Source organism: Lentzea xerophila, assembly GCF_051094245.1.
GTDB classification, from domain to species: Bacteria; Actinomycetota; Actinomycetes; order Mycobacteriales; family Pseudonocardiaceae; genus Lentzea; species Lentzea xerophila.
Map to the genome: position 1 here is coordinate 5,045,306 of NZ_CP194934.1, position 23,924 is coordinate 5,069,229.

Here is a 23,924-nt window from a genome sequence, read left to right on the forward strand (position 1 = left end):
TTCGCGGGTACACCGGGGTGTGCTGACCACTGTCTTCCGCCTGCTCGCCCGTGCGCGGCACGCTCGCGCGTTCCATCCGCGCGGGGTGGAGGCGACCGGCGAGCTGAGCGGTCTCGCCGCGCCGTTCCCCCGCGAGGCCACCGTGGCCGTTCGCCTGTCCAGGGGTGCGGGCACCAGGCCCGGCCTGCCGGACGTGCTCGGGCTCGCGCTGCGCGTGCCCACCGAGTCGGGGGACTGGGACCTGTTGCTGTCCAGCACCGGCACGACCGCGTACACGCGTCTGCTGCCGAAGTTCGTGCGCTATTGGCGTGATGCCCGGCTGGGCACGCTGACGCCGTACCGGTACCGCGGCGAGCTGGTGTGGTACATGGCCGTCCCGGATGACCGGGAGACGCCGACGCGGTTCGTGATCCACGCGTCGGGCGGCAGCGCGAACTGGCGCCGGGTCGCCGAGCTGACGCTGCGCCCTCAGGACAGCGCGGCCACACCCGTCGCGTTCGACCCCGTGCTCACGTTGCCGCCGGAGCTGGAACTGGCGCCGCGCTGGCTCGCCTCCTTGCGGGCGAAGGCCTACGAGGGCAGCAGGCGCGGCCGCCAGGAGTCATGACTTCAGCTTGTCGTACAAGATGTTCAACGCGTCCGCCGCCGCCACCGCCGTGAGCGCGGTCGACACCAGGCGGGTGAGCCGCGGCGCGAACACCAGCCCGGCGGTGAGCCCGCTCGCGATCCACACGCCCGCGCAGAACGGGCACGTGAGCAGCTCACCGATCGCGTGCTGTGCCGGGTGGTCCTTACGAGGGGACTCCTTGATCTCCGCCTGCCCCGCAGGTTCCTCGTAGCGGGTGAACGGCGCCCTGAGCGGACTGGTCACCGCCTCCTTGGTAAGCAACCGGCTCGCCTTGTGCGTCGCCACCGAGACGAGCGCTGTGTCGCCGAACGAGAACCGTTCCGGCAGCCGCACACCGGTGAGACGCCCGGCCACCGAGACGGCGCCGGCGAGCGCCGCGTAGCTGCCGATGGCGAGCAGGTAGCCGGGGAGCGGCCTGCTCTCGCCGTAGGCCTTCCAAATCCGCTTCACGCGTCCGAACCTCCGAACTGAGGACGTCAGTGCCGTCGTGGCAGGCGCCACTGTGACGGGATCCGGCTGGATCACGAGGCGCGAGTACCCGTCATTCGCCCGCTGAACCCGGTTCCGTCATCGCGCGCATCATCTTCGCCTTCACCGGGTCGGGGGCGACCTTGCCGGCGATGGCCTGGACCTTGTTCTTGAGCGAGCCCGCGACCACGTGGTCGTCGCCCTTCATCAACGCCTCGAAGCCCTGTTGCGCGACCTGCGCGGGATCGTCCTTGTCCCCCGTGGCGACCCTGGTGTCCTGCATGCCGGCCCGGTCGAAGAACTCGGTGTCGGTCGGTCCTGGCATCAACGTCGTCACGCTGACACCGGTGTCGCGCAGCTCCTCCCGCAGACCCTGCGCGAACGACGCCAGGAACGCCTTGGAGGCCGCGTAGACGGAGTGGAACGGACCGGGCGCGGTGGCGGCGATCGAGGACGTGAAGAGCACCTTGCCCTCCTTGCGGTCCACCATGTCGCCGATCAGCCGGTGCGCGAGGTGCACGGACGAGCGGACGTTCAGGTCCACGATCTCCAGGTTGTCGCCGAGCGAGGTGTCGCGCACGAAGTCGCCGCCTACGCCGACGCCCGCGTTCACCGCGAGGACATCGACCGGACGGCCCAGCGCGCGGACCTTCGCCACCAGCGCCTCGACGTCCTCGTAGGCGCGCAGATCGGCCCGCACCGGTTCGACGTGCACGCCACCGCTGCGCATCCTCAGTTGTGCGGCCGCGTCGTCGATCCTCTCGTCCTCGGCCACCACGACGACGTCGAAGGCGTTGTCGGCGAGAACTTTCGCGAGTTCGTACCCTATTCCACTGGACGCACCGGTTACCACGGCAAGCGCATTCACGGGTGTTCTCCTTCCGGTCGACACACCCGGATACCCGTGGCCACCAGGTCGATGCGACATCGGCCGAAAGTCTGATGCAACCTCCCCCACCCATCGGGTGTCCTTATCGATAGGTTGGTCGAAACGACATGGGGGACGTTCGTGCGCAAAATTGTTCTCGCGCCGCTGTGCGCGCTGGTCACGATCGCGGTGACGGCGTGCAGTCCGTCAGGTCCGGATCAGACCAATCCGGAGCTGGCACCGCGCGGCACCACGATGACGAAGGTCAAGCCGACCAGGCAGGACCTGACGACGAAGCTCAGCATCGCTGGCAAGGTCGAGATGAACCCGACGTTCGGGCTCGTCGCGCCGGTCGCGGGTCAGGTGCGGTACTTCGACGTCCCGGCGCCCAACGGCACGCCGACCAAGCCGATCAGGGTCGCGACGGTGTGGAAGAACGGGGCGCCGAACTACGTGGAGGCGCCGGCGGGGTCCACGTTCAGCGGCAGGCTGGTCGACGACAAGGCGACGGTGACGGCGGGGATGCCGATCGCGTCGGCCAAGCACGTCGGCTACGCGATCGTCGGCGACATCGACGGCCAGCAGGCGTACAAGATCAGCGGCGCGCTCACCGACGTGACGGTGCAGATCAAGAACGGTCCCGGCCCGTTCCCGTGCACCGTGCTCGGGACGATCGCCGCGCTGCCGCAGGGCACCATCCCGGAGAAGCCGCCGGTCACGCCGGAGAACAAGGACGAGAAGGACCAGCCGCAGCAGCCCCAGCAGCCGCAGCAACAGCCCCAGCAGCCGAGCACGTCGACGGGCCTGCGCATCGTGTGCACCGCGCCCGCGGACGTGCAGATGATCAACGGCGCCACCGCGTCGATCGAGGTCACCACCGGCAAGTCGACGCAGGCGCTGGTCGTCCCCGTCGAGGCCGTCGCGGGTCAGCAGGGCAAGGGCAAGGTCGACGTCATCCAGCCGGACGGCTCGCGCCGCACCACGGACGTGACGCTGGGTCTCACCGACGGCAAGGTCATCGAGGTGAAGTCGGGCCTCACCGGTGACGAGGAGCTCGCCGTGCCCGGCCCGAACCTGCCCGAGGCGCAGCAGCAGGGCGGCAACCAGAGCAAGCCGACGGGACCGTGATGGCCCAGCCCGCAGTCACCGTCGCGGCACCGCTGCTGCAGCTCAACGGAATCACGAAAGTGCTGAAGGGCCAAGAGGAACCGCGCACCATCCTGTCCGGCGTGGACCTCACCGTCCACCCAGGACAGAGCGTGGCGATCCTCGGCCGGTCCGGCTCGGGCAAGTCGACGCTGCTGAGCCTCATCGGACTCTTCGACCGCGCCGACGAGGGCCAGTACCTCCTGCACGGCGACGACATCACGAAGCTCCCCGAGCGCAGGGCCGCGGCGTTGCGCAGCGCGGAGTTCGGGTTCGTGTTCCAGCGCTTCTTCCTGCTCAAGCACCTCACCGCGGCGCAGAACGTGGCGATGGCGCTGGTGAACGGCCAGGGCTGGTCGGCGCGGCGCAAGCGCAGGCAGCAGGTGATGGACGCGCTGGAGCAGGTCGGCATCGCGCACCTCGCGAAGTCCAAGCCCTCCAGGCTTTCCGGCGGCGAGCAGCAGCGCGTGGCGATCGCCCGCGCGCTCGTCCGGCAGCCGCGCATCATCCTCGCCGACGAGCCCACGGGCGCGCTCGACACCGAGACCGGCAACCTCGTCGTCGAGGTGCTGCTCAACACGACCAGGCAGGGCTGTGGCCTCGTGCTGGTGACGCACGACCACGACCACGCGCGCAAGATGGGCCGCGTGCTGGAGCTGCGCGACGGGCGGTTCAACTGATGTTCTCCGGCAAGCTGCGGTCCGCCCTCGTCATCGGCGGACAGGGCATCCGCGCCCGAAAGCTGCGCACGTTCCTGTCGATGGTCTCGCTGTTCCTGGGTGTGCTCGCGGTCGTGGCCGTGCAGGCGGGCGCCGAGATCGCCGAACGCGCGATGCTCACCGACGTCGAGCTGCAGTCCGGCAAGGACGGCACGCTGAGGGGCTACATCCCCGGCGAGAAGGGCGCGCCTGGCATCGTCGAGGCCACGCTGAAGGGCCGTTCGGACGCGGTCGCGATGATCAGCTCGCAGGCGGTCATCGGCGAGCCGGGCGTGCGGCCGATCAACGAGGGCGGCATGCCGTTCCAGTACGCGAACCAGGGCGGCGGCTACTACGGCCCCCAGATGATCTGCGACGCCGGCGGCGTGTGCCACGAGCAGAAGCCGCCGGAGAAGAAGCCGGACGGCCAGGCGATCGAGGTCAGCATGGTCGCGCTGACCGGTGACATCCGGCAGTTCAAGCCGTTCCGCGCGGTCTCGGGCAGCTGGCTCGACTTCGGCACCGCGCCGTCGCTCGCGCCCAGGATCGTGCTGAACGCGGAGGCCGCCAAGGGCCTCGAGCAGTACCGGGTCCCCGGCGAGATGATGATCGAGGGCGCGACCCACCACGTGTCGCCGCAGATCGTCGGCGTGGTGGAGGACGGCAACTCGGAGCCGCGCGTCTACATGCGTCTCGACGAGCTGCGCACGTGGATGCCGTCGGCCACCGAGACCAGCGGCGCCAACAGGTTCCGCGGCGGCACGAACCTCGAGGTCTTCCTGCAGCCGGGCTCGGACGACCTGCAGCAGCTGCTGAAGGCCAAGCTCGTGGGCGCGGGTCTGCAGCCGGACCAGATGCACTTCCAGACGGTGAACTCCAAGGAGCGCATGGAGTCCGAGCTGAGGATCATGCGGCTGATCTTCCTCGGCATGGCGTTCCTGGTGCTGCTGATCGGCGTCGCGGGCATCCTGAACGTCGGCCTCGCCACGGTCGGCGAACGCGTCGAGGAGTTCGCGCTGCGCCGCGCGGTCGGCATGTCCCGGATGCTGCTCGCCGGCATCGTCCTCGCGGAGACGCTGCTGACCGGCCTGCTGACCGCCGGCCTGGCGATCGGCGCGGGCGCGGCGGGCCTGCAGGTCGCGCTGATGCTGTTCGGCAGCCGCTTCCCGTCGTTGCAGGGCACCGCCTTCCCGTGGGAGGCGGGTGTCGCGGGCGTGATCGCGGGCCTCATCGCCGGTGTGCTGGGTGGTCTCATCCCGGCGATCCGGGCGGCGCGGATCCCGATCGCCACAGTCATGCGGGCCTAGTCCTTCCGGCCCGTCGCCGGCGAAGCCCCGGACCGCGACCAAGCGGTTCGGGGCTTCGTGCGTTGGTCCCGTTTCAGGCGGCGGAGGGCAGGGTGCCGGCGACCGGGAGGCACGACCCCGTGCGAGATCGAGATCAGTTGAGCGTGTCCGGGTTCGGGCCGATGCGCCCACCACGGTCCAGAGTGGACACTGCGGCGATCTCCTCCTCCGACAGCTCGAAGTCGAACACCGCGATGTTCTCCCGGATGCGGGACGGCGTGACGGACTTCGGGATCACGACGTTGCCGATCTGCAGGTGCCAGCGCAGCACGACCTGGGCGGCCGACCGGTTGTGCCTGGCGGCGATCTCGGCGATCACCGGGTCGTTCAGCAGCTCGCCGCCCTGGCCGAGGGGCGACCAGGCCTCGGTCCGGATGCCGTGCTCGGCGTTGAAGGCGCGCAGCTCGCTCTGCTGGAAGTACGGGTGCAGCTCGATCTGGTTGACCGCGGGCGCGACGCCGGTCTCGTCGATCAGCTTCCGCACGTGCGCGGGCTGGAAGTTGGAGACGCCGATCGCGCGGACGCGGCCCTCCTTCCGCAACCGCACGAACGCCTTCCAGGTGTCGACGTAGAGCTCGCGGGCGGGCGTCGGCCAGTGGATCAGGTAGAGGTCGAGGACGTCGAGCCCGAGCTTCTTCATCGACGTGTCGAACGCGCGCAGCGTCGCGTCGTAGCCCTGGTCGTCGTTCCACAGCTTGGTGGTGACGAAGATGTCGTCACGGTCCACACCGGACTGCGCGATGGCCTCGCCGGTGCCGGCCTCGTTGCCGTAGGCGGCGGCCGTGTCGATGCTGCGGTAGCCGGCCTTCAGCGCCTCCGCGACGGCCGGGGTGGCCTCCGCGTCCGGCACCTGCCAGACGCCGAAACCGAGCTGGGGCATGGTGATGCCGTTGTCGAGCTTCACGGTGTTCAAGAGAAATCCTTAACCGGTAGTACTAATTGCGGACTGTGTCTGCTACGGGATCAGCGTCGGCGCGGTGCCGCCGTCGACGCGCAACGCGGCTCCGGTCGTCGCGGACGACAGGTCCGACGCGACGTAGGTGATGAGGTTCGCGACCTCGTGCGGGCGGATCAGGCGGCCCAGCAGCAGCGTGGGGCGCTCGGTACGGACGAACTCCGCCTCGCCGCCCTCGCCGACGCGGTCGCGGATGAACTCCTCCACACCCGGCGTGAGCGTCGGGCCGGGCAGCACCGAGTTGACGGTGACGCCGGTGCCCTTGACGGCCTGGGCCATGCCGCGTGAGATCGCGAGCTGCGCGGTCTTGGTCATGCCGTAATGGACCATCTCGGTGGGCGTGAAGACGGACGACTCGCTGCTCACGAAGATCACCCGGCCCCAGCCGCGTTCCACCATGCGGGGCGTGTAGTGCCGTGCGAGGCGCACACCGGACATGACGTTGGTGTCGAAGTACCGCTGCCACTCGGCGTCGTCGATCTCGAACACCGGCTTCGCGCCGTAGATGCCCATGTTGTTGACGAGCACGTCCACGTCGGGCAGCTGGGCGATCAGCTCGGACGCGCCCTCCGCCGTCGCGAGGTCGGCCGCGATGCCGCGCACGTTCCCGTTGCCACTGAGCTTGCCGACCGCCTCGGCGACGCGCTCCTCGCTCCGGCCGCTGACGACCACGGTCGCACCTGCCCTGAGCAGGGCTTCCGCCGTGGCGAAGCCGATGCCGGCGGTGGAACCGGTCACGAGTGCCGTGCGTCCCGACAGATCCATGTCTCTCCCCGGTAGACTTGCTGAAGACGATTACGAGCGTACGCAATAGTTGCACACGCTGTCTATTCGAGAAGGGTTGACCTATGTCACTGGACGACGACGCCGTCCAGGCGCGCGCACAGGGCTGGCGCACGCTCGCGGCGTTGCACGCGCGCATCGAGGACCGTCTCGAAAGAGCGCTGCAGAAGGCCCACGAGCTTTCGGTCAGCGAGTACACCGTCCTGGACGTCCTCAACCGCCAGGACGGCTTCCACCTTCGGATGAACCAGCTCTCCAACGCCGTGGTGCTCAGCCAGTCCGCCACGACGCGGCTGGTCACCCGCCTCGAGGACCGCGGCCTGCTCGCGCGCTACCTCTGCCCCACCGACCGGCGCGGCATCTACACCGAGGTCACCGGCAAGGGCCACGAGCTGCTGGCGCTCGCCCGTCCCACGCACGACGAGGTCCTCTCCGCGTCGCTCTCGGAAGCCGGGGACGTTCCCGAGCTGAAGCCACTCGTTGAGGCGCTCGCCAAGCTGTAGCTCGCTGGGCAGGATCGCGGCATGGATCTCCACGACCTGATCCGCGCCGAAGCGCCCGTGGCCGAGCGGCAAGGCGCCCTCACCGAACCGGTGCTGACCGCGCTCGTCGACCACGGCGTGCACCGCCGGATCGCCCCGAAGCGCTACGGCGGCGCCGAGCTCGGCCTGCCCGAGTGGAACCGGGAGGTCCAGGAGCTGTCGCGGGCCGACGCCTCGACCGGCTGGACCGCGATGACGACCACGATCTCGTCGTCGCTGGCCTGGTACCTGCCCGTCGAGGCCGCCGACGAGGTCTTCGGCGACCCCCGCGCGTTGATCGCGGGTACCGCGGCGCCGCTGGGGAAGGCCGTGGAGGCCGACGGCGGTTATCGCGTGACCGGCCGTTGGGGCTGGGGCAGCGCGGTCTCGTACTCCTCGTGGGTCATCGGCGGCACCCTCACGCCCGTAGGCCCGCGTCTGGCCGTATATCCACGTGCGGACGTCACGATCCACGACACCTGGCACGCCGCCGGCCTGCGCGCCACCAGTTCACACGAGTTCTCTCTCGAGAACGCCTTCCTGCCGTTGCGCCGCGCGGTGTGGCCGATCGGCGTCACGCCCGGCATCGAGGGCCCGATCACGGTGTTCCCCTACTTCAGCTTCCTGGCCGTGGGCGTCGCGTCCGTGTGCCTGGGCGTGGCCCGCCGCGCGATCGACGAGATCGAGGCGCTGGCCGTCGAGAAGACCCCGCAGTACGCGAGGGCCCGCCTCGCCGAGCAGACCGGCGTCCAGCTCGAGGTCGCGCTGATGGAGGCCAGGCTGTCGGCGGCGGCCGCGTTCCTGCACGAGGCGCTGAGCACGGCCTGGGAGCACGCCGTCAACTCCGAGCAGGCGCCCGAACCGGTGCGGGCACGGCTGCGGCTGGCCTGCTCGTTCGCCGCCGGCGAGGCCACGGACGTGGCGCAGAAGGCGTTCGCGGCGGGTGGCGGCACGTCGGTGTTCGAGGAGTCGGCGTTGCAACGGTGCCTGCGCGACGTGCACGTGGCGGCCCAGCACGCGGTGGTGTCGCGTCGGCTGTTGGAGACGTACTCGATGCTCAAGCTGGGCCTCAGCCCGGACATGACGAGGTTCTGACGGACGCGCGCGCTGAGTTGGGAAAGTCGTACCGCAGCGGGTTCACCCGCTACACCGGGGCGGCACCCGAGCGCCGCGCGGACGCGGTGACCCAGCGCATCGGCCAGTCCGCGAACCACCTCGCCGACACCCTCGCGTCGGTGCCGGTGATCGTGTTCTTCCTCATGCCCCGCCTGGAGTCGCTGGTGGAGGGGCATCGACATCGGACCCGTGCACGCCTCGGTCCACCCGGCCGTGCGGAACTTCTGCCTGGCGGCGCGAGCCGTGGGCCTCGGCACCACGCTGACCACGGTGATCAGGGTCCGCCACGCCGAGGCGCTGGAGCTGCTCGGCGTCCCTGCGGAGTGGGAGATCGCCGCGATGGTGCCACTCGGCCACCCCGCCGAGAGGTTCGCCGTGGCCGTCCGCCGGGACGTGGCGGACCTGACGTCGTTCAACCGCTGGAGTTAGGGTGCGTGCATGCCCGACACGCAGTACGAAGACCTGCTCCGCCACGTCCTGAAGGAGGGCGTGCGCAAGGAGGACCGCACCGGCACCGGCACGCGGTCGATCTTCGGCCACCAGCTGCGCTACCCGCTCGCCGCGGGCTTCCCGCTGATCACGACCAAGCGGGTGCACTTCAAGTCGATCGCGTACGAGCTGTTGTGGTTCCTGCGCGGCGACAGCAACGTGCGCTGGCTCCAGGAGCACGGCGTGTCCATCTGGGACGAGTGGGCGTCGCCGGAAGGCGAGCTCGGCCCGGTCTACGGCGTGCAGTGGCGCTCGTGGCCGACCCCGGACGGCGGGCACGTCGACCAGATCGCCGAGGTCCTGCGGACGTTGCGGGAGAACCCGGACTCGCGCCGGATCATCGTCTCCGCCTGGAACGTCGGCGAGATCGCGCAGATGGCGCTGCCGCCGTGCCACGCGTTCTTCCAGTTCTACGTCGCCGACGGCAAGCTCTCCTGCCAGCTCTACCAGCGCAGCGCGGACCTGTTCCTCGGTGTGCCGTTCAACATCGCCTCCTACGCGCTGCTGACGCACATGATCGCCGCGCAGACCGGTCTCGGCGTCGGCGACTTCATCTGGACCGGCGGCGACTGCCACATCTACGACAACCACGTCGAGCAGGTCGAACTGCAGCTCAGCCGCGAGGCACGCGCGTTCCCCACGCTGAAGATGGCCTCCGCTCCGTCGCTGTTCGACTACTCCTACGAAGACTTCGAGATCGTCGGTTACGACCCGCACCCCGGCATCAAGGCCCCGGTGGCGGTGTGATCGGCCTGATCTGGGCGCAGGCCCCCAACGGCGTGATCGGCCGCGACGGCACGATGCCGTGGCACATCCCCGAGGACATGAAGCACTTCCGGGAGATCACCGCGGGCGCGGCCGTCCTGATGGGACGCCGCACCTGGGAGTCGCTGCCCGCGCGCTTCCGCCCGCTGCCGGGCCGCCGCAACCTGGTGCTCTCGCGCACCCCGCAGGAAGGCGCGGAGACGTTCTCCTCGCTGGAGAAGGCCCTGGCGGACGTCACGGGCGACGTGTGGGTGATGGGTGGCTCGGCCGTGTACGCGGCGACGCTGCCGTTCGCGGACCGCGTCGAGGTGACCGAGATCCGCGAGGAGTTCGAGGGCGACACGTACGCACCACCGCTCGATCGCTCGCCGGTCAGCGTGGGTGACTGGCTGGAGTCGAGCAGCGGCCTGCACTACCGGTTCGTCAGCTACTAGCGACGGCCGCCGAACTCCCATTCGTGCACCTCGACGGCGTCGTACCGGTCGACGCTCAGCACCGTCGCCGGGTCGGCGGCCCGGACCAGCGCCGCCGTGCCGAGCCAGGCGGTGCCGTTGTCGGACAGCAACGGACCGCAAGCGATCAGCTCGTCGGGCCGCTCCGGGGTGAGGTCCACCGGTTCGCCTGAGCCGAACCCGAGCACCAGGTGCCCACCTCCCCAGCCGGCCGGGACGTCCCACATCGTCCGGCCGAGCACGTTGCGCCACCTGCGCACCAGCACGTCCCGATAGCCACCGGCCTGGTGGATCGGCTCGTCGAACGCGAACGCCCGCGCGGCCGCCGCGTCTTCCACGTTCACGACGTGCACGCTGCCGGTGACCACCTCGCCGTCGAACGTGGGGCCGCGGGCGATCAGCTCGAACCGGTCCATGTAGGACCAGTGCTCCTCGGCCAGCCGCTCGCGCAACGGCAGCGAGCCGGGCCGGTCCCGGTGGTAGCAGAAGAACTCCGTCACCGGCGTCGCGCCCGTGCGTGCCAGGCCTCCACGATCAGCTCCTCCAGCTCCCCCACCTCGATGTGCTCCAGCCGCACGAGGATCGCCGGATACCCGTGGAAGTGCGGTGTGGTGAAGTACACCGACCGGTCCGCGGCCAGCAGAGCCTCCTTGGCCCCCAGGTCAGGCACCCTGGCAGCCAGGATGGGCCCGGACGGCGCCGCCGCCCCCAGGGCCGACAGGTCGGTTCCCCGCAGCGGCCGCTCCCAGACGAAGAGCTTCTCCCTGACCCTCCAGTCGACGACGCCCTCCCGCACCCGCTCCGTCACGTCGGGCATGGAGGTGGCGATCCTGCGCACGTCGTCCCAGGTGGCCATCACTCGCTCCTACAGGTGGTCCGGCGGACGCTGCTGCTCGGCCAGGAACCGTTCGAACTCGGCCCCCAGTTCGTCCGCGCTGGGGAGATCGGTGTTGCCGACAGTCTGGATGAAGGCGTCGTACTGCCGCTCGAGCGCTTCCACCACCTGGGCGACCTCTTCTGACTCCGCGACCTGGCGGTGGATCTCGGCGTCGGCGGCCTGGGCCGCGTCGATCAGCGAACCGAGGGGCAGCGCGAGACCGGTGGCGCGGGCCAGGGCGTCCAGCAGCGTCACGGCGGCGGTCGGGTACGAGGACTGCGCCAGGTAGTGCGGCACCTGGGCGGCGAAGCCCATCGCGTCGTGGCCCGCCTGGCCGAGGCGGAACTCGAGCAGGCCGGACACGTTGCCCGGCACCTGCACGCGGTTGAAGAACGGCTGGTACTCCGACACGAGCTCGGGGCGCGTGGCGTGGCCGATGACGGTCAACGGGCGGGTGTGCGGCACGCCCATCGGGATGCCGTGGAAGCCGACGGTCAGGCGCACGCCCCAGCGGTCGACCAGCGAGCGCACGGCGACGATGAACGCCTCCCAGCAGCGGTCCGGTTCGGGGCCGGTGAGCAGCAGGAACGGGTGCCCGGCGCTGTCCCACAGCAGGTGCACGACCAGTTCCGGGGCGGCGTAGTCCTCCCAGTGGTCGGTCGCGTAGGTCATCAGCGGGCGGCGCGACCGGTAGTCGATCAGGCCGTCGACGTCGAAGCGCGCGACGACGCGGTTCTCGAGGGTCTCCAGCAGGTGCTCGGTGAGCAGGCGGCCCGCGGCACCGGCGTCCATGAAGCCCTCGAAGTGGTGCAGCAGCACCGCACCCGTCAGGTCCGGCACCTCCGAGTCCACCTCGTACAGGTTCTCCGGGTCCACCGCAACGCCTCCTGAACAATCGCTTTCGTCTCGTCCAAAGCCAACCACGTGGACACGGAACTGATTCCGCTCGGGTCGATTAGCCCATACGGACTGTGTGCCCGCATCACCTCACGGGTACCCCGAAGCGGTGTACAGGCGCTGGATGACGCATGGAGCTTTGGTCGCGGCCGTTCTCATCGTCCTCGGCGCGGCAGTGTACGTCTTCGGGCAGTTCAAGCCCTTCGGTGACGAGTCGGTCGACCGCAGCCAGCCCGCGTTGCTCGAGTCGGTGCGCGACCTGAGCCAGTACCACGCCGCGGCGGGCGAGTTCCAGGTCGTGCTGGACATCGAGAACGACGTGAAGTGGGTGCCGGCGGCGCTGGCCGGTGAACGGACGTTGTTCGTCGCCGCCGGGTCCGTCAACGCCTACGTCGACTTCTCGACGCTGAAGGACGACGGACTGCTGGTGTCCCCGGACGGCAAGACCGTCGAGCTGCGCCTGCCGAAGCCGCGGCTGGACAAACCGAACATGCACCACGACAGGTCCTACATCTTCAGCCAGGAACGCGGCCTGATCAACGACCTGCAGGCGCTCGCGGGACCTCCCGACCAGCAACGGTTCTACGTCGCCGCCGAGGCCAAGCTCGCGGAGGCCGCGCAGCGGTCGGAGCTGCTCGGCCGCGCCGAGGACAACACCCGCGCGATGCTGACGGGAATGCTGCAGTCCCTGGGATTCCAGGTGAAGGTGATCGGCGACTGAGTCGAACCACCAGGGGCGATCCCGCCGAACGTCCGGCGATGACCGCATCGCACCGGGATAGGATCCGTTGGTGGAAGACGATCTGATGGCCTGGGCGCCCGCGCAGGGCGCCGCGCAGGCGCCCGAGATCGCGCTGGCCGGCTACAGCGGATTCCGCGTGATCGCGCAGGGCGGCGAGGGCACGATCTACCGGGCCCGCCAGGACGGGCTGGGCCGCGACGTCGCGGTCAAGGTGCTCCAGGTGACCGACCCGGCGACGGTGACCCGCTTCCGCCGCGAGCTCGCGATCACCGTCGAGCTCGGCCGCCAGCACCCGCACATCGTCACGGTGCTGGACACGGGCACGCTCCCGGACGGCCGCCCGTGCATCGTCATGGAGTTCTACGAGCGCGGCTCGCTGCACGACCGCCTGCGCGCCATGGGCCCGTTGCCCGTGCAGGACGTGGTGGCGGCGGGCATCGCGGTGGCGGACGCGCTGGCGTTCGCGCACGGCCAGGGCATCCTGCACCGCGACGTGAAGCCGCAGAACGTCCTGGTGCTGCCCACTTCCTACGTGCTGGCCGACTTCGGCATCGCCCGCGGCGCCGACGCCGGCCACTCGGCGTCGCTGCAGATGGTCAGCTACCGGCACGCGGCGCCGCAGATGATCGAGGGCGCCACCCCGTCGTTCGCCGACGACGTCTGGTCGCTCGGCTCGACGCTGTTCACGTTGCTGGAGGGCAAACCGCCGTTCGCCTCGGACAACCCGGACGAGGACACGCTGCTGTCCTACGTCGGCCGCGTCAGCACCGCCGATCCTCGCGCGCTGACCCGGTTCGACGTGCCGGCGTCACTCGTCGCCGTGCTCGGCCGCTGCCTGCGCAAGGACCGCGCGGACCGGTTCGCCTCGGCGCTGGAGCTGCGGGACGCGCTGGTGGCGGTGGCCTCGGGAACGGCGCTCTCGCCGTCCATTGTGGACCCCGACTCGACGGCGATGCTGGGCGAACGCCCCGTCTTCATCCCGGACGGCCCGACCGAGGCGCCCGGTTTCGGCCCTCGCGGTTTCGTTCCGGAACCCGAACCGGAGCCGGAACCGGAGCAGGAACGCGACGACTCGTGGCGCGGCCAGCTCGAAGATCTGACCTACCGCCACCAGGATTTCGTCCCGCCGCCACCTCCACGTCCGCAGCCGGTCGCCGTGCTGCCCACCGTCGACCTGCCACCGGCCGAACCGATGACCGGGCCGGTCCGCAAGAGCAGGCGCGGCGGCGTGCTCGCGCTGCTGGCCGTGGTCGCGGTGACCGGCGGCGTCGTCGCGGGCATGCTCCTCAACCGCACGGACAACGACCAGCAGGCACAACCGCCGGTCACGACCACTCTGCCGGTGCCCACCTCGGAGTCCGTCGACGCCGGACCGCCCCCGAACGCCGACCCGAAGTTCATCCCGGTGCTCAAGCGCGCCGAGTACCAGGGCAAGGCGATCGAGCTGGAGTGGAGCGACCCGAGCGGCGGGCAGGCCGAGTTCGTCGTGATCGACGTCACCGGCGCCAAACCGGTCGCCGTGACCAGGGTGACCGGTGGCAGCACCAGCTACGTCATCGAGGACGGCGGCGGCGATCGGCGTTGTTTCCAGGTCGCGGCATTCGGTTACAACGGCGAACGCGGCAGCTCCGCCAAGGTGTGTGCCAACAGGAATTAGTGCTGTGGCCACCCAACTTCGCCGCGTCTTTCGGCCGTTCCGAGGGCGCGTTGTTGCGGGCGCACGAACTGGCGTACGGTCCCACGGTGCAAAGCGCTCGTTATGCCGGCCCACCGATGTTCGCTCGTGGAAGTAAGCGCCGCACACTCGTGGCGTGGGCAGCCGTCCCGCTCGTCATCGGTGTCGGGATCGGGATGCTGATCGGCGGCAACCTCCGGCCGCCGGCCGACGACGACACCCGTTTCGGTGCATCCCCCACACCCGTCGAGCCCACTCGGCTCGACTACACGGACATGCCGTGCGACCCGGGTTCGTCCGTCGTCGTCCTGCACTCGCTGGAGGGCGCGATGCCGGCGTCGGACGTCAAAGTGTTGCTGGACTACGAAACGTTGTGGGTGCGGTACCGCGAGGGCGCGAATTCCGCGCTGCGCGGCCAGACCGCGCAGCTGAGCAGGCGGGACGACGTCTGCGACGCCATCGTCCCCAACGACCCGAAGTTCACGCAGTTCGTGTGGCTCGGCCCGTTCCCGTCGGACGTGGCTCCCGCGCTGTGTGAGGCGTTGCTCAAGGTCACCGGCAAGAACTGCATCCCCGCGCAGGTTGTCCGGTAACTCTCGCCGCCGCACGAACCGCGTCCCCGCACAGGCCCGTCCGGCAACCCTCACCGCCGCGGGAACCGCTTCCCGCACGACTCGTACCGGCAACCCTCGCCACCGCACGAACCGCATCCGGAGCGCAGGTCGTCCGGTGATCCTCACCGCCGGAACAACGGCCGCGGGTCGATCGCCCACACCACCTTGCGCCACCAGGAAGCCTTGCGCCGCACCGCTTTCTTCACCTGCCGCGCCAGCCGCCAGCTGTTCTCCTGGACCGCCGGCGTGGGCGCGAACGCGGCCTGGTCCACCATGACCGCCAGCCGTGCGCCCGCCTCTCCCCACTCGCGCCCGATGTCGGGCACGGTCCGGCTCGGCACCGGCCGCACACCCGCTAGCTGCAACGAGTCCAGCACCTCGGTCCACGCGCCTACCGGCCCGGCCGCCCTCAGCCGCACGCGCCGCGAAGTGCGCGCCACGTAGAGGACCACGAGCAACAGCACCGGGCTGAGCACCCAGAACGGGAACCCCGCCGACGCCGGCGGCGCGGCGACCGCGTCCTCCTGCACCGCGGTCGGCTGCACCAACGGCGGCACGGACTGCAACGACGTCGGCGTCGGTTTCGCCGTGGTCGATGCGAGCCGGTTCAGCACCTCGCGCTTCGAGGCCGCGCTCGGCCCGCTTCCGTTGCCGGACACGGGATCGAACGCCACCCAGCCATACCCGCTGAAGTACACCTCCGGCCAGGCCGTGGCGTCCGCGGCCCGGACGATCCGCTCACCGTCGCGCTCCGGCACCGGCTGGAACCCGACCACCACCCGCGTCGGCAACCCCACCGACCGCGCCAGCACCGCGTAGGCCGACGCGAACTGCTCCGCCGTCCCCGCCCCGGCACCGGCCTCGCCCGGTGCCCCGAACAGGAACGTCTCCAGTCGCGCGTAGGACGACCCGACCGGCGCCTCGGCGTCGGGCCGCCGGTTGAGCCGCACGACCTGTTCCAGCGCAACGGCCTTCTCGTACGGCGTGCGCGCGTTCGCCGTCGCCTGCCTCGCGTACTCCGACAACGTGAACGGCAACCGCGGCAACGCCGTGTACCTCGTCGCGTCGGCGGGCACCTGTGCCTCGGCGAGATCGGTGTCGGCAGGCGTCTCCACCACACCGCGAACCGTGTAGCTCAGCCCGGTCTTGAGGCCTTCGGCCACCACCAGCGACCCGGTGTCCGGGTCCACCATCGCGTTGCTCAGCGACACCGACTGCGGCTTCCCGACGCCCGGCAGCCACTCCCCCTGCAACCCGGTGATCCGCAGGTCGGCGCTGGCGTCCTGGAACTTGATGCCCGTGGGCAGATCCGGCGCGTCGACCACACCGAGCGGCCCGTACGTCGACGCCGCCTCCCACGACGCCCCCGAGTACCGGCTGAGCGTCACCAGCCGCACCGGCACCTCGGGCCCGCGCATGCGGAACAGCTCCGCTTCCCCCTGCGCCGCCCAGGCCGCGAGCTGCGGCAGCGGGTTCGAGATGGCGATGGCCGTGATCGGCGGCGTGACGAGCTTGCGCGGCTCGAACCCGTTGGCAGGTAACACGAAAGTCAGCAACGTCAACGCGGCCAACGCCGTGGCGAGCACCGCCGGCGGCAGGACCGGCCCGCGCCGGTCGATGATCAGCCAGCCCAGCGCCAGCAGCACGACCAGCGTGAGCGCGACCAGGCCGTAACGGTCCGCGCGGCCCGTGGTCAGCAACGCGGCCGATACGTACAGAGAGGCCGCGGCGAGCGCGGGCACGAACAGCGCCGTGCCGCGCCTGGTCACCGACAGCACCGTCACCGTGGAGAGACCGATGATCAGCAGCAGCCCCGGCACCAGGAGCTCGGGGGTCGCGGGAGCGGGACGGGCCGCCGTGAGCAGCCTCGGCACGGTGTCGAGCAGCACCCACGTGGGATCGCGGTCGGGCGACGCGCCGCGCGCCGCGAAGAACCCGCCCGCCAGCGCCAGCACCATGACCGCCAGGGCGGCGAGCCCCGCGGGCACGAGCCGTTTCAGCGGCACGGCGAGAAACCCGGCGAACGCGGCGAGTCCGAAGTAGACGGCCGCGCCGTCCCAGGCCTGAGCCAGCTGCAGCGAGCCGACGAGGAGGACGGCGGCCACCCAGCCGTACCTCAGCAGGGTGCCGTTCACCGCACCACCACCGCCTCCCGCGAGCCGGCACTGTCAGCCGCACCACCGCGTCGCACCCGCGCGGCCACGACGACCGGCCCGAGACCGCGCGCGGCAGCACCGTCTTCCGCCGCCCAGGCTGAAGCCACCGGCCCGCGCACCACCCCGGCAACCACACGCCGCGCGCGAACCAGGCCACCGGCACGACGTTCCGCCGGCACCGCAGACCCCAACCCGCACCTCACCGCGCCACCACCGCGTTCCACGAGTCGACCAGGTCCTCGGCCCTGGCACCGCTGATCACCAGCACCGACCCCGCCGCGCCCACCGGCCGCTGCTCGTCCACCACGAGCACGGTGCCGAACGCGGCCCGGCCTGCCTCCAGCACCAGCGCCGGAACGGTCGTGCCGCTGATCACCGCGACCACGTCCAGGTCGCGCACCGGCACGGTCGGGCGGCCGTCGGCGTCGCGCAGCTCGAGGTCGGCCAGGGCCGACAGGATCGGCGCCGGGTCCTGCGTCTCCTCGATGTCGGTGCCGCCGGACGACGTCAGCAGGCGCACCGGGTGGCCCTGTTCCAGCGCCGAGGTGACCAGCGACGCCGCCACCTCGACGGCCTCCTCGAAGCGCTGCTCCTCGGCGTAGGAGGTGACGTTGTCGTCCAGCAGCACGGCCAGGTGCGGCCGGGCCGGGTCGGCGTCCTCGCGGATCATCAGCGTGCCGGTGCGCGCCGAGGTCGCCCAGTGCAGGCGCCTCAGGTCGTCGCCCGGCACGTACTCGCGCAGGCCCACCAGGTCCGTGCCGCCACGTTCGACGCGTTCGTCGGCGCCGACCTGACCCCGGCGCGCGCCGGACGGGAGGCCGCGGACCGGGAGCACGCGCGGGACGACCCGCACCTGCACGACCTCGCCGAGCACGGTCCGTGCCTGGGCCAGGCCGGCCAAGCCCTTGCGCCGCAACGTCAGCGGGCCGACGTCGAACACGCCCCGCCGCTCGGTCGGAATCGCGTAGGCGACGGCCTCGGCCGCGCCGGGCCGCAGCAGCGGCACGTCGACGGCCATCGGAGCACCCGCGACCATGTCGACGGCGTCCAGCGCGACCGGCCACCGGCCGACCGCGGACAGCTCCAGCCGGCCGTTGCAGCGCGCGAGGCGCGGCACGGTGCGCGGGCGGACGGTGCGGGAGACCGTCAACGGCGAGGCGATCAGCACCGACACCACCGACGCGACCACCAGCGCGGTCAGGGCGATGCCGAACGCCGCCATGCCCGCGTACCGCCACCACAGCCCGACACCGAGCATCAGCAGGCCCAGCACCGCGGTTCCGGTGCCGCGCACGGTGAGTCTCATTGCGCCGCGGGCTTGGGCACCGCCACGCGCGAGAGCACGTCGGCCAGCACCTCGGACGTCGTCACGCCCGCCAGCACGCTCTCCCGCGTCAGCACCAGGCGGTGGGCCAGCACCGGGTCCGCGATGTCCTGGACGTCCTGCGGCACCACGAAATGCCGGCCCTTCGACGCCGCGTACACCTGCGCGCACCGGACCAGCGTCCGCAGACCGCGGGTCGAGGTGCCGAGCCGCAGCCGTTCGTCGGTCCTCGTGCCCGTGCCCAGGGCGGAGATGTACTGCAGGATCGGGTCGGCCACGTGCAGCAGCGCCAACCGCCCGCTGAACGCGCTCACCTCGCGCGGCGACGTCACCGTGTGCACGTCGGCGATCCGGCCGGCACCGCTGCCGGGGCGCAGCACGTCCAGCTCGTCCTCCACCGACGGGTAGCCGATCGAGGTGCGCAGCATGAAGCGGTCCAGCTGCGCCTCGGGCAGCCGGTACGTGCCGTCGAGGTCGATCGGGTTCTGCGTCGCCACCACGAGGAACGGGTCCGGCACCGCGTGCCCGACGCCGTCGATCGTGACCGTCCGCTCCTCCATGACCTCGAGCAGCGCCGACTGCGTCTTGGCCGCCGCGCGGTTGATCTCGTCCGCCAGCACGATGTTCGCGAACACCGGACCCGGCCGGAACCGGATCTGCCCCGTCTGCGGGTCGTAGATCGACGTGCCCGTGACGTCGGACGGCAACAGGTCCGGCGTGAACTGCACGCGCCGCGAAATACCGCCCAGGGCACCCGCCACGGCGCGCGCCAGCGTCGTCTTGCCGGTACCGGGCACGTCCTCGAGCAGCACGTGGCCGCCCGCGAACATCGCCACCAGCACCAGGTCGACCACGTCGCGCTTGCCGCGCACCGCGCTCTCGACCGCGTCACCGAGGCGGCCGTGCAGGTCGCGGAAGGCGGAAACCTCACCGGTGTCGATCACTTTTCCTCATCTCTGCGAACACCGATGCGCAGCAGGAACGCGCACGCCAGCAGACCCAGGCCGCCCGCGCCCATCGGCGCGGTCCCCGCTCCGGCCGGCTCCATCCTCGGGATGCAGCCGGGCTTGCCCATGCACTCGTCGTAGGTGAAGAGCACGTTCCTCGACGCCGAGTCGACCTGGCCCGCGCCGGACGCCGCGAAGGCGCGCACGACGATCGCGTTGCTGCCCTCGTCCACGTCGATCGACGCCGTCGTCGCGTTGCACGGGATGCCCACCGAGAACCCGTACGTCTTGTTCACGACCTCGCAGCGCCCGTTGTGGCTCGCCCAGTCGGCGGGTGGTGCCAGGTTCACGCGGCGCGTCGGGTTGGTGCGCGTACCGGTGATCGAGGAGATCACCACGGCACCCGCGGTCGGCAACGACGGCGGCGGTGGAGGAGGAGGCGTCGTGGTCGTCGTGGTCGGCGGAGGCGTGTTCGGGGGCGGGGTGTTCGGCGGGGGCGTGTTGGGCGGCGGGGTGTTCGGGGGCGGCGTGTTCGGCGCCGTCACCGTGAACGCCGCCATGCCCGCGGCACCTGCCTGCGTCGCCGTCGACGCGCGCACCGTCACGTCCAGCCTGCCGCTCGTGCAGAACGTGGAACCCGTGCATGGCACCGACAGATCCGCCGACGTGCCGGCCACCTGGGCGGACACCGAGCCACCGCTGAACGAACCGGAGCCCGCCACGGTGTAGCCGACGATCGGGTCGGCCGACGTGGCCGCGGTCCAGCTCACCGTCACGACGACCGCCGAGGCGGAGCGCGACTTCTCCCGCACCGCCACCCCGGTGGGCGCGGCCGGAGCCGTTCCTCCCGCCGTGGGCGGTGTGGAGGACGGCGTCGTCGGCGGAGGCGACACCTCCGTGGTCGGGCCGTTGTTGCCACCGGTGTTGCGCGGCGGCCTCGTCGGCTCGTCCGGGTTCGGCGGCGGGGGCGGCGGCACGGACGGGGGCGGCGGGCGGTCCGGGTCCTTCACCGGGAGCTCGGGACTGCGGATCGTCAGCGACCGGGTGGCACCGTCCGCGTCGACCAGCACGCCCGTCGACGAGCCGGGCACGTTCACGAACAACCGGCCGTCGTCGAACACGAGCTCGGGATCGGACCCGCCGGACGTGCGCACGTCGTCGCCACCGCGGTGGCCGCCGCGGTCGAGGATGATGACCTTGCCGGAACCCTTGCACGGCACGTAGACCTTGTCGCGGAACACCGCGGGCCGCCCCGGCTTCGGGCAGCCCAGCGCGCCCACGTCGACGCGCCGCACCTGACCGTCGACGACGAGCACGACCGCGGACGAGTCCGGCACGGAGGCGGGCACGAGGTCCGTCGGCGCGCTCTGCGCGGCGATCACCTCGGCGTCGGTGCGGTCGGTCGACCTCGACACGTCCTCGCCCGTGCCGTCGCGGACCACGACACCGCCGTCGAGACCGATCAGCGTGACGCCCTGGTCGTGCGGCACCAGAACGGTGCGCGGACCGGCGCCGCTGATCTCGCGGTGCGAGCGCTCCTGGAACCGCTCCTCGTCGTCGGACCAGTCGAGCGACCGCAACGTGCCGCCGTGGTCGACCAGCCACAGCACACCGCGCTCGTCCACCACGGCGTCGGCCAGCGGCTGTCCCGCCTGCCACGTCTGCCCGACGTCGGCCAGCGTCAGCGGATCGGCGGTGTGCACGGTGCCGGCCGCGCGGTCGACGACGAACACCATCCCGTTCGACACCAGCACCTTGCTCGTCGCACCAGGAGGGGCCTGCCTGCGGCCGGAGGCGAGCAACGTCGCCAGGTCGATGACGGTGATCTCGCCGGTCCGCCGGTTCAGGACGATCAGGCGGCCGTCCTCCTGCGCGATCTCCAGCTGGGAGTCGGGCCCGCTGATCTGCAACCGCGTCTGCGGCTTGCCCGACACCGGGTTGATCTGCACGACCTCACCGCGCTGGTCGTCACCCAGCCAGGTGAGCCCGTCCGACACCGCGACCGACGTGCGGGAGATGCCCTGCCCGAGCGCGGCGCCCGCGAGCACCAGCACGCCCAGCAGCGCCGCGGCGAAACTCGCCGATTCCCGCCCTCCACCGGAGATAATGCGTCTGATCCGGTGCCACCAAGCCATAGCGCCCTCCCTCGCCCGCCGGGGATGCTAACCCCCGGCTCTGACAACTTCGGACGGCGCACGGTTCCCGGTTCGTCCGGTCCACCGACTGGCGGACATCAACGAAGGTAATGACGAGGTCTGACAGTTTTGAAAACCGAATGGCGCTACCCCGATCCGATCAACACATAGGGCAGAGTGGACGCATGGAGATCCCCGGCATGGGACTGGCCAGGCAGGCGCTCACCACCGCGCTCGACACGACGGTGGCCGTCGCGGCCGTGCCCGGCCGCGTGCTGGGCCTGATCAGCGAGGTCGAGCAGCTCGTCCGCAAGGTCAACGGCACGATCGACGCCGTCGACGGCATCGTGCGCAAGGCCGACGAGCTGGTCGACCGCACGGCGAACGTCGTGACCGACGCGGAGAAGACGGTCGACGAGGTCCGCGCGATCATGGCGAGCGCCAATGACGTCGCCGAAAGCGCCGCGCAGGTCGTCACGACCGCCGGCCAGACGGCGCACACGGCGAACGAACTGATCGGCGTCTACGAGCCGATCGCGAAGCAGGCCCACCCGCTCGCGAAGCGGTTCGTCGACGAGCTCTCGCCGCACGAGGTCGAGGCCGCGATCAAGCTGATCGACGAGCTGCCGGTGCTGACGGAGCACCTGATCAGCGACATCCTGCCGATCCTCGCGACCCTCGACCGGGTCGGGCCGGAGGTCCACCAGCTGCTCGAGGTCACGAGCGACATGCGCCAGGCGATCCTCGGCATCCCCGGTTTCGGGTTCATGCGCCGCCGCGGCGAGAAAAAAGAGGAAGAAGAAGGTGTGAAGGAGCTCGAGAACGGGTAATCGGGCCGCCATGACGGCCCACGCGCGCGAAGATCAACTCACCTGGTGGCTGCTCAGCGGCGTTTTCGGACTGCTGTCCGCGACGAACGCCGGTCTGGCGATCACGGAAGGCACCTCCTGGCCCTACCCGCTCGCGGCGGTACTGCTCGCCGCGAGCGCGTGGAGCGCCAGACAGGCGGTCAGACCTTCCCCGTCTTCTGGTGCGTCAGGTTCGACGCCTGCCCGAACCGGAACGGCCGCACCCGATAGGTCGCGGTTTTCTCGTCTGGAAGTGTGATCAGCCCGAACGAGGTGACGTCCGGGTCGAGCTGCGCCGCGACCCGCCAGTCGGCGGCTCCCGCGGGCCTCGTCTCGATCAGGTACCCCTCCTCGTCCGCCGCGTGGTCCTCCCACGTGAACAGGATCCCGTTGGCGTGCTTCACCTCCGCCTTCAGGTTGAGCGGCGTGGCCTCCGGTGACGTCACCGGTTTCGTGCCACCGCCCGTCCCGCGCGGCTCCGCCCACTGGTGCCCGTCGGTCTCCGGCACCTCCTCGCCCGGCGGCAGCGTGATGTCCACAGTGGCCGAAGCGGGCCCGGTGAACGGCCGGACGCGGTAGTAGAACTGGGTTTCCGGGATCAGGTCCGGATGCTGGTACGAGTTCTTGGCCGGTGGGCTGAACTCCAGGATCGTGTACTCGCCGTCAGCCGCGTTCGCGTACTCGACGACCTGCCCGGCCGCCCCCGCCTCCGGACGCCAGTGCAGCGTCACGTCGGTCGGCGTGGTCAGCTCGGACGTCAGCACGGGGTCCCGCTGTTCCTGGCCGCAGGCAGCCAGGAACAGCAGTCCCGCGAGAGTCGCTCGCCTGATCACTTGCGCCAGAAGCGGACGTTGCTCCAGACGACCGTGGCAGGTCCCTGGCCGCTGGCCGTCCGGTACGCGCCGAACTTGTCGTAGAACGCCGACCCATCGCTCGCGTACGTGTGCTTGCGGGAGCCGTTGATGTAGGTGCGGTGCTCGGTCGCCGTGTTGTGCACGGTGTTCACGCGCACGGTCGTGCCGACGGTCGCCCCGGTGGCGACGGTCGCCCCACCGTGGACCGCGTACAGACGGCCGCCGCGTTCCACGGCGAGCATGAAGAACGGGCCCGCGCTGGGCGACTCCCGGAACGTCTGCTTGAGACTGACGCGGCTGCCTCCGAGACTCGTGATCCGGAAGCTGCCCTCGAACTGTCGCGTGCCGCCCGAGTAAGTGGCGTAACGGCGTTCGGCACGCTGGTCACCGCTCGCGGTCGAGCAGGTGAGGCGGAACGTGAGGTTGTCGACGGTGCCGCAGCCGCGTTCCTGAACGGTGAACGACGGTGAGTAGCTGGTCCACGGACCGGTTTCAACCTGGGCCTGAGCGGGCGAGCCCGACACGGCCAGACCGGTTGCCAGGGCGATCCCCGCGGCGATGCGGAGTCGTTTGGACATACCGATACCTCCTCAAGACGTGCTGAGGACAGCACGCATTCC

Annotated in this window: 27 protein-coding genes; 13 read left to right on the top strand and 14 right to left on the bottom strand. The window is 70.8% G+C overall.

Annotated elements, in window-relative coordinates:
* The first annotated feature begins 19 nt into the window (after positions 1 to 19).
* The gene (locus ACRSBM_RS24090; protein WP_434446235.1) at positions 20 to 607 is read left to right on the top strand and encodes a hypothetical protein; all 588 of its coding nucleotides are present in this window, start codon (positions 20 to 22) and stop codon (positions 605 to 607) included.
* Here ACRSBM_RS24090 and ACRSBM_RS24095 read toward each other — a convergent pair.
* Both ACRSBM_RS24095 and ACRSBM_RS24100 read right to left on the bottom strand, forming a co-directional pair.
* Positions 602 to 1,078 (bottom strand): DUF1360 domain-containing protein, encoded by a 477-nt coding sequence (locus tag ACRSBM_RS24095; RefSeq protein ID WP_434446237.1) that lies wholly within the window; start codon positions 1,076 to 1,078, stop codon positions 602 to 604. The two genes, ACRSBM_RS24090 and ACRSBM_RS24095, sit on opposite strands and share 6 nt — an antisense overlap.
* A 91-nt stretch (positions 1,079 to 1,169) precedes the next feature.
* A complete protein-coding gene (locus tag ACRSBM_RS24100; RefSeq protein ID WP_434446239.1) occupies positions 1,170 to 1,964 on the bottom strand; it encodes an SDR family NAD(P)-dependent oxidoreductase in 795 nt (264 codons plus the stop codon).
* Positions 1,965 to 2,105: 141 nt separating this feature from the next.
* Here ACRSBM_RS24100 and ACRSBM_RS24105 point away from each other — a divergent pair, with 141 nt between their 5' ends.
* Genes ACRSBM_RS24105 through ACRSBM_RS24115 form a run of 3 tightly spaced genes read left to right on the top strand, consistent with a single transcriptional unit; the run spans position 2,106 to position 5,115 of the window.
* Complete coding sequence (locus tag ACRSBM_RS24105; RefSeq protein ID WP_434446241.1) at positions 2,106 to 3,092, top strand: efflux RND transporter periplasmic adaptor subunit; 987 nt, start codon at positions 2,106 to 2,108, stop codon at positions 3,090 to 3,092.
* Entirely contained in the window at positions 3,092 to 3,790 is a 699-nt protein-coding gene (locus ACRSBM_RS24110; protein ID WP_434446243.1) for an ABC transporter ATP-binding protein, read from the top strand. Before ACRSBM_RS24105 ends, ACRSBM_RS24110 begins: the two co-directional genes overlap by 1 nt.
* On the top strand, positions 3,790 to 5,115 hold the full coding sequence (locus ACRSBM_RS24115) for an ABC transporter permease (protein ID WP_434446245.1): 1,326 nt from the start codon (positions 3,790 to 3,792) through the stop codon (positions 5,113 to 5,115). Before ACRSBM_RS24110 ends, ACRSBM_RS24115 begins: the two co-directional genes overlap by 1 nt.
* 133 nt (positions 5,116 to 5,248) lie before the next feature.
* On the opposite strand, the gene ACRSBM_RS24120 is transcribed toward ACRSBM_RS24115, so the two are convergent.
* Both ACRSBM_RS24120 and ACRSBM_RS24125 read right to left on the bottom strand, forming a co-directional pair.
* Positions 5,249 to 6,034: an aldo/keto reductase gene (locus ACRSBM_RS24120; RefSeq protein WP_434453202.1), complete on the bottom strand. Its 786-nt coding sequence runs from the start codon at positions 6,032 to 6,034 to the stop codon at positions 5,249 to 5,251.
* A 75-nt stretch (positions 6,035 to 6,109) separates the two neighbouring features.
* Positions 6,110 to 6,874 carry an SDR family NAD(P)-dependent oxidoreductase gene (locus ACRSBM_RS24125; RefSeq protein WP_434446247.1) on the bottom strand — a complete coding sequence of 255 codons (765 nt, stop codon included), beginning with the start codon at positions 6,872 to 6,874 and terminating at the stop codon, positions 6,110 to 6,112.
* A gap of 83 nt (positions 6,875 to 6,957) precedes the next feature.
* Between ACRSBM_RS24125 and ACRSBM_RS24130 the strand changes: the two genes are divergently transcribed.
* The 5 genes from ACRSBM_RS24130 (at position 6,958) to ACRSBM_RS24150 (ending at position 10,217) form a co-directional block, all read left to right on the top strand.
* Positions 6,958 to 7,395: a MarR family winged helix-turn-helix transcriptional regulator gene (locus ACRSBM_RS24130; protein ID WP_434446248.1), complete on the top strand. Its 438-nt coding sequence runs from the start codon at positions 6,958 to 6,960 to the stop codon at positions 7,393 to 7,395.
* A 21-nt stretch (positions 7,396 to 7,416) separates the two neighbouring features.
* Positions 7,417 to 8,508 carry an acyl-CoA dehydrogenase family protein gene (locus tag ACRSBM_RS24135; protein ID WP_434446249.1) on the top strand — a complete coding sequence of 364 codons (1,092 nt, stop codon included), beginning with the start codon at positions 7,417 to 7,419 and terminating at the stop codon, positions 8,506 to 8,508.
* Positions 8,509 to 8,718: 210 nt separating this feature from the next.
* Positions 8,719 to 8,958, top strand: a complete 240-nt coding sequence (locus tag ACRSBM_RS24140) for a nitroreductase family protein (RefSeq protein ID WP_434446251.1) — start codon at positions 8,719 to 8,721, stop codon at positions 8,956 to 8,958.
* A gap of 9 nt (positions 8,959 to 8,967) precedes the next feature.
* A complete protein-coding gene (locus ACRSBM_RS24145; protein WP_434446253.1) occupies positions 8,968 to 9,765 on the top strand; it encodes a thymidylate synthase in 798 nt (265 codons plus the stop codon).
* Positions 9,762 to 10,217, top strand: coding sequence for a dihydrofolate reductase (locus ACRSBM_RS24150; RefSeq protein WP_434446255.1), 456 nt, complete (start codon positions 9,762 to 9,764; stop codon positions 10,215 to 10,217). Before ACRSBM_RS24145 ends, ACRSBM_RS24150 begins: the two co-directional genes overlap by 4 nt.
* Here the strand turns inward: ACRSBM_RS24150 and ACRSBM_RS24155 are convergent.
* From ACRSBM_RS24155 to ACRSBM_RS24165, 3 genes are read right to left on the bottom strand one after another with little or no spacing between them, the layout of a single operon-like run.
* Positions 10,214 to 10,735 carry a YciI family protein gene (locus ACRSBM_RS24155; protein WP_434446257.1) on the bottom strand — a complete coding sequence of 174 codons (522 nt, stop codon included), beginning with the start codon at positions 10,733 to 10,735 and terminating at the stop codon, positions 10,214 to 10,216. The two genes, ACRSBM_RS24150 and ACRSBM_RS24155, sit on opposite strands and share 4 nt — an antisense overlap.
* Complete coding sequence (locus tag ACRSBM_RS24160; RefSeq protein ID WP_434446259.1) at positions 10,732 to 11,091, bottom strand: MmcQ/YjbR family DNA-binding protein; 360 nt, start codon at positions 11,089 to 11,091, stop codon at positions 10,732 to 10,734. Before ACRSBM_RS24160 ends, ACRSBM_RS24155 begins: the two co-directional genes overlap by 4 nt.
* A 9-nt stretch (positions 11,092 to 11,100) precedes the next feature.
* Positions 11,101 to 11,988 (bottom strand): proteasome assembly chaperone family protein, encoded by an 888-nt coding sequence (locus ACRSBM_RS24165; RefSeq protein WP_434446262.1) that lies wholly within the window; start codon positions 11,986 to 11,988, stop codon positions 11,101 to 11,103.
* 145 nt (positions 11,989 to 12,133) lie between these two features.
* Between ACRSBM_RS24165 and ACRSBM_RS24170 the strand changes: the two genes are divergently transcribed.
* The 3 genes from ACRSBM_RS24170 to ACRSBM_RS24180 all read left to right on the top strand — a co-directional run bounded on the left by ACRSBM_RS24170 (position 12,134) and on the right by ACRSBM_RS24180 (position 15,019).
* Positions 12,134 to 12,730, top strand: a complete 597-nt coding sequence (locus tag ACRSBM_RS24170; RefSeq protein WP_434446264.1) for a DUF4230 domain-containing protein — start codon at positions 12,134 to 12,136, stop codon at positions 12,728 to 12,730.
* Positions 12,731 to 12,800: 70 nt separating this feature from the next.
* Complete coding sequence (locus tag ACRSBM_RS24175; RefSeq protein WP_434446266.1) at positions 12,801 to 14,408, top strand: serine/threonine-protein kinase; 1,608 nt, start codon at positions 12,801 to 12,803, stop codon at positions 14,406 to 14,408.
* An 86-nt stretch (positions 14,409 to 14,494) separates the two neighbouring features.
* Positions 14,495 to 15,019 (top strand): hypothetical protein, encoded by a 525-nt coding sequence (locus ACRSBM_RS24180; RefSeq protein WP_434446268.1) that lies wholly within the window; start codon positions 14,495 to 14,497, stop codon positions 15,017 to 15,019.
* 143 nt (positions 15,020 to 15,162) lie between these two features.
* On the opposite strand, the gene ACRSBM_RS24185 is transcribed toward ACRSBM_RS24180, so the two are convergent.
* From ACRSBM_RS24185 to ACRSBM_RS24205, 5 genes are all read right to left on the bottom strand, one after another.
* Positions 15,163 to 17,175 carry a transglutaminaseTgpA domain-containing protein gene (locus tag ACRSBM_RS24185; protein ID WP_434446270.1) on the bottom strand — a complete coding sequence of 671 codons (2,013 nt, stop codon included), beginning with the start codon at positions 17,173 to 17,175 and terminating at the stop codon, positions 15,163 to 15,165.
* Positions 17,172 to 17,303: a hypothetical protein gene (locus ACRSBM_RS24190; protein ID WP_434446272.1), complete on the bottom strand. Its 132-nt coding sequence runs from the start codon at positions 17,301 to 17,303 to the stop codon at positions 17,172 to 17,174. Before ACRSBM_RS24190 ends, ACRSBM_RS24185 begins: the two co-directional genes overlap by 4 nt.
* Before the next feature lie 92 nt (positions 17,304 to 17,395).
* Positions 17,396 to 18,490 carry a DUF58 domain-containing protein gene (locus ACRSBM_RS24195; RefSeq protein WP_434446274.1) on the bottom strand — a complete coding sequence of 365 codons (1,095 nt, stop codon included), beginning with the start codon at positions 18,488 to 18,490 and terminating at the stop codon, positions 17,396 to 17,398.
* An 8-nt stretch (positions 18,491 to 18,498) separates the two neighbouring features.
* On the bottom strand, positions 18,499 to 19,464 hold the full coding sequence (locus ACRSBM_RS24200; protein ID WP_434446275.1) for an AAA family ATPase: 966 nt from the start codon (positions 19,462 to 19,464) through the stop codon (positions 18,499 to 18,501).
* Positions 19,461 to 21,602 (bottom strand): hypothetical protein, encoded by a 2,142-nt coding sequence (locus ACRSBM_RS24205; RefSeq protein ID WP_434446277.1) that lies wholly within the window; start codon positions 21,600 to 21,602, stop codon positions 19,461 to 19,463. Before ACRSBM_RS24205 ends, ACRSBM_RS24200 begins: the two co-directional genes overlap by 4 nt.
* Positions 21,603 to 21,787: 185 nt before the next feature.
* On the opposite strand from ACRSBM_RS24205, the gene ACRSBM_RS24210 reads away from it, so the two are divergent.
* Positions 21,788 to 22,432, top strand: a complete 645-nt coding sequence (locus ACRSBM_RS24210) for a hypothetical protein (RefSeq protein ID WP_434446279.1) — start codon at positions 21,788 to 21,790, stop codon at positions 22,430 to 22,432.
* 179 nt (positions 22,433 to 22,611) lie between these two features.
* Here ACRSBM_RS24210 and ACRSBM_RS24215 read toward each other — a convergent pair whose 3' ends face one another.
* Together ACRSBM_RS24215 and ACRSBM_RS24220 are read right to left on the bottom strand one after the other, a co-directional pair.
* The gene (locus ACRSBM_RS24215) at positions 22,612 to 23,283 is read right to left on the bottom strand and encodes a fibronectin type III domain-containing protein (protein ID WP_434446281.1); all 672 of its coding nucleotides are present in this window, start codon (positions 23,281 to 23,283) and stop codon (positions 22,612 to 22,614) included.
* Positions 23,280 to 23,882: a hypothetical protein gene (locus ACRSBM_RS24220; RefSeq protein ID WP_434446283.1), complete on the bottom strand. Its 603-nt coding sequence runs from the start codon at positions 23,880 to 23,882 to the stop codon at positions 23,280 to 23,282. Before ACRSBM_RS24220 ends, ACRSBM_RS24215 begins: the two co-directional genes overlap by 4 nt.
* Between the last annotated feature and the right edge of the window lie 42 nt (positions 23,883 to 23,924).